Below are 4,441 nucleotides of genomic sequence, written 5' to 3' on the forward strand. Positions count from 1 at the left end.
AGGCGCGGAAGCGGTGGCGATGGGCAATAATCTCATGCACGAGCGGCTACTCAATACATATGCTGACCACCGGTCATGGCGACATGGCTGCCCGTTCGGTGGGTCATTGGACAGCCCCTAGGTAACGAGGCCACGGTGCCATGGCAAGGAAGATGGCTCGTTGATGCAGGTCAAGCGCAACACGCGACCCTGCCTTCCGCCACGGAAGCGATCGCGTCAGCCACGAAAAATGTCGAATGGCTCGACTTTAAGCACCTTACGGATGCTGATGTAGCTCGATATGGCAGCAATCAGGACCACCATGGCCAGCGCCAGCCCCAGGTTGGTCAGAGTGATGAGCGCGGCGTAGTCGGGTAGGCGCAAGCGTGCGACGGTGATCATGACTGCGCACAAGCCCGTGCCCAGCCCGTAACCGGTCAGGCTGGTGAACATCACTTGGAACAGGATCATGTAGGTGAGCTCGTAGCCCTTGGCGCCGATCGCCTTGAGCGCTCCGAACTTGTCCAGATTTTCCAGGACGAAGGTATAGAACGTCTGCGCGGAAATGGTCAGGCCGACGATGAAGCTGATGATGGTCATCAGCATGATGTTGGTGCCGACCCCTGTCTGATATTTGTAAAAATCGGCGATGCGCTGGTCGAATTCGTCCTTCGTCAATGCCATATAGCCCAGCGCCGCCACTTCACGCTTGATCAGCGGGATCCGTTGCGGATCGGTCGGCTCGGCGAGGATGTAGGAAATGGTGAAGCGCGGATTGGGAATGTATTCGATGGCGCGGCGATAAGTGGTGTAGAGCGTAGGAACGCCGAACAGGCCAAACGCATTGACTTTGGCGATCCCCACGATGACGCCGCGGTGGTCGTTAAGTTCGAATTCCGTGCCGACGCCGGGCTTGTGCAGTTTGGAATATTCGGCGTCGTTAACCACAATGAAGGCGTTTTCGGCATAGATATCCTGGATATGCCCTTGCTCCAGCGCCGGGCGACCGACCAGGCTGGTGTCGTCCAGACCCATGACAGTGACTGCCTGGTAGGTTCCGTCTTTCAGCTTGACCTGCGCGCCACCCGAATACAGCGGCACGGCGTAACGCACCCCGCGAATGCTGCGCACGGCGTCAAGCAGGTAGTCGGGCATGGGAATGCTGCTGGCGACCGTCTGCACGGCCGGGTCCATGATCCAGATCGTCGCCCCCACATTGGTGACGGTGGCGGCCGAACGGTTGAGGATGCCCGCAAACAGCGAGGTCATTTCCACCATCAGGAACACCGCGAAGGTAATGCCGAGCAGCAGCGCGGAAAATTTGCCGCGGTCGTTCACCAACAGCTTGTAGGCCAGCTTGAAGATGCCGCCGTATTTCATCGGTGCTGTCTTCATGGGCGCTGCGCTGCCCTTGCCGTGGTCATGGCCGCGGCGCCCTCCGTGACGTGCCACCCGCCGCCGCCCAGGGCGACATAGAGCGCCACCGTGTCCTGATAACGTTGCGCCAGCGCCTGCACATAGGCGATGCGGGCCTGGCGGTATTGCGCGTCCGCCACCAGCACCTCCACATCATTCGACAAGCCGGCCGCGTAGTTGGCCTGCACCAGTTGCAAGGCTTCGGCCGCATCGCGCTGCGCTTCATCATTGGCCTGCAAACTTTCTGCATCGTGCTGCAGGGCTTTCAACACGTCGGCCACTTGCTGGAATGCCGCCAGCACCGTGCTGCGATAGCTTTGCAGCGACGACTGATAGGCATCGATGGCCGCTTTGCGATTGAACCAGCGCGTGCCGCCCTGAAAGATCGGTTGCTGCACGGAACCGTCGGCGCTCCAGAAGCGACTCTTGCGCTGATCCAGCGCACCGGTGGTGTTGGCCTCGGCGCCGTAGTCGCCGCTCAAGCTGATGCTTGGAAACAGCGCCGCGGTCGCCACGCCGATGTTTGCGCTGGCCTGGTGCAGGCGTGCCTCGGACGCCAGGATGTCGGGACGCTGACGCACCAGGTCGGACGGCAGGCTGACCGGCAGCGTCGCCGGCAAATGCAACGCGGCCAAATCAATATCCGGCACGCGCGCTTCGCCGGGCGTTTGGCCCAGCAGCGTATGCAGCAGATGATCGGCCTGGTCGCGCTTCAACGCCAGCGACGCCAGCTGCGCGACATTCAATGCACGCGCGCTGCGCAGGCTGAGCAGATCGGCGTAGGCTTCCCCGCCGCCGCGGATGCGCGCATCCACCAGTGCAAGCTGCTGCGTCTGCAGGGAAATGAGCTGGTGCATCGCGGTGATTTCATCGGCATACGCCTGGCGCGCCAGCGCCGTATTCACCACATTGCCGATCAACGTCTGATAGGTACCCTGCAGCGTATAGCGCTGCATATCCACGCCGGCCCGCAGCCCTTCCACCGTACGCCGTTCGCCGCCGAACAGATCGAGCGCATAACTGACCGTGGCACCGAGCGTAAACAGGTTGAAAATGCCGCCGGCGCTTGGCAGCCCGAGTCCGGCTGGCGACGAGCGCTCGCGCGCGGCATCGAGATTGCCGCCGATCTGCGGGAAGAAAATGCCTTGGCCCGCGCGCAAACTGTGCTGCGCTTGCTGCAGGCTGGCTTGCGCTGCCTGCAAGTCGGGATTGCCGGCGATAGCTTGCGACACCAGCGTGTCGATGGCCTCCGAACGCAGCGCATGCCACCAGGTGGCGCTGACGTCGGCGCCATAACGGAAGTGCTGGGTTTGGCCGATGGCGGTGGTGTAGATGGGCAGATCGTTGCGCGGAAGGTAGCGCGCATTCGGCGGTGCGGCGGGGCGCTTGAAGTCGGGACCGGCGGCGCAGGCGGACAAGGTCAATGCAAGCAGCAGCGACGAGAGTGCGTGGCGCGTCAAAACCGCCCGTTCCCGGCGCCGGGTTTGCGAAAAGACCCCGGCTCCGTCGTAGCGCCTATTTCTCGCCCACATACACATCCACCTGCTGCCCCGGAAAGATCGCCACATCGGCCGGTTTCTTGAACCGGAAGATCACCGGCAACACGCGCAAATCCACGCGTTCCTGGCGCTGGTCGGAAAGCTCGATCTTCGGCGTGATGTACGGCTGGATGCGCACGAATTCGAGCGGAATTTTTACGTCCACACCGCGCAACGACATCTGCGCGCGTATGCGGTCGGCCGGCGGAAGGCGGGAGACGAGAATTTCGTCGATGAAGCAGCGCACTGACAGGTAACCCTGCGGCTGGCCCATCACCACCACCGGATCGCTGCCCTGCGTATAGCTGTCATAGGCGCCTTGCGGCGAAACGTAACTGCCCGGCGCCGTGTTGATGGCCAGCACGACGCCGTCGGCCGGCGCGCGCAGGGTGAATTTCTGCAGCAGCGCGTTCGACGACTCATACGCCTGCTCCAGCGCGTTGTATTGCGCCTCCTGGTTGTGGATGTCGTAGATCCACGCACCGGCGCGGGTCAGCGCGTACTGGCGGCGGGCGTAGTGAAGATTGGCCTGCGCGGTTTGCACGGCATCGCGTGCGCTGTCGAGCGCGTCCTTGCTGACCGAACGCGGATCGATGCGATAGGAGTGCAACTGTTTTTCATACGTATCGCTGGCGGTTTGCACGCCCGCCTGCGCTTGCATGACTTGCGCGGCGGCGACGTCCAGCGTTTCCTTGCGTGGCTCCGCCTTCAAGGCTTGCAGTTGGGCCAGCGCGGCTTCGGCCTGATGCTGCTGTTGCGCCACCGCCGCCTGCTGCACCGATTCGTCCACCACCACCAGCGCTTGGCCGGCTTTGACGCGATCGCCTTCATGCACGTCGATCTGCGTGATGCGTCCGGATACATCCGGGTAAATGTTGATGTTCTCGCCGCTGCCTTGGTAGCTTTCCACGATGCCGTTGGTATAGATGCCGCTGGCATAGGGATTGGTGGGTGGACTGAACACCGGCGGCAGCGGCGGTTTCTGCTGGCCGTAGATATACGCGCTGGCCAGCGCGAACAACACGCCGCACCCCGCCAGGCCGAAGATGATCCTATTGTTCATGGCGCCGCGCTCGCATGGTCGGTAATGCGCCCGTCTTCCATGTGCATCACGCGATCGGCAAATTCGAAAATGCGCGCATCGTGCGTGACGATCAGGATGCAACGGTTGGGGTTGAGGACGTGCTCCCGCACGAATTGCAAAATCATCCGGCCGGTATCGCCATCCAACGATGCCGTCGGCTCGTCCAGAATGAGCAGTTCCGGATCGCCCACCAGCGCACGCGCGATCGCCACGCGTTGCTGTTCGCCGCCGCTGAGTTTGACCGGCGGCAGTTCGGCACGGTTTTCCAAACCGACGATCGCCAACGCCTGCACGCCTTTGGCGACCGACGCATCCCAGTCCTGGTGCCGCAACACCAGCGGGATGGCAACGTTCTCGGCCGTGGTCAGTCGGGGAAACAGGTGAAAATCCTGGAACACGAAGCCAATCGTTTTCAGGCGGAATT

General features: G+C 62.4%; 4 protein-coding genes. All 4 read right to left on the reverse strand.

All coding sequences use genetic code 11. The features are described 5' to 3' along the window. Positions 1-216 precede the first annotated feature (216 nt). Positions 217-1,374 carry an ABC transporter permease gene (locus VMA74_RS10585; RefSeq protein ID WP_325366725.1) on the reverse strand — a complete coding sequence of 386 codons (1,158 nt, stop codon included), beginning with the start codon at positions 1,372-1,374 and terminating at the stop codon, positions 217-219. Further along, positions 1,371-2,855, reverse strand: coding sequence for an efflux transporter outer membrane subunit (locus VMA74_RS10590; protein WP_325366726.1), 1,485 nt, complete (start codon positions 2,853-2,855; stop codon positions 1,371-1,373). The genes VMA74_RS10585 and VMA74_RS10590 overlap by 4 nt, the downstream gene beginning before the upstream one ends. A gap of 55 nt (positions 2,856-2,910) precedes the next feature. Further along, positions 2,911-3,996: an HlyD family secretion protein gene (locus VMA74_RS10595; protein WP_325366727.1), complete on the reverse strand. Its 1,086-nt coding sequence runs from the start codon at positions 3,994-3,996 to the stop codon at positions 2,911-2,913. After that, positions 3,993-4,441: ABC transporter ATP-binding protein (locus VMA74_RS10600; protein ID WP_325366728.1), on the reverse strand; the 449-nt coding region annotated here is incomplete at its 5' end. The genes VMA74_RS10595 and VMA74_RS10600, both read right to left, overlap by 4 nt.

The sequence above is a fragment of the Dyella sp. genome (genome assembly GCF_035508675.1).
Lineage (GTDB): Bacteria > Pseudomonadota > Gammaproteobacteria > Xanthomonadales > Rhodanobacteraceae > Dyella_B.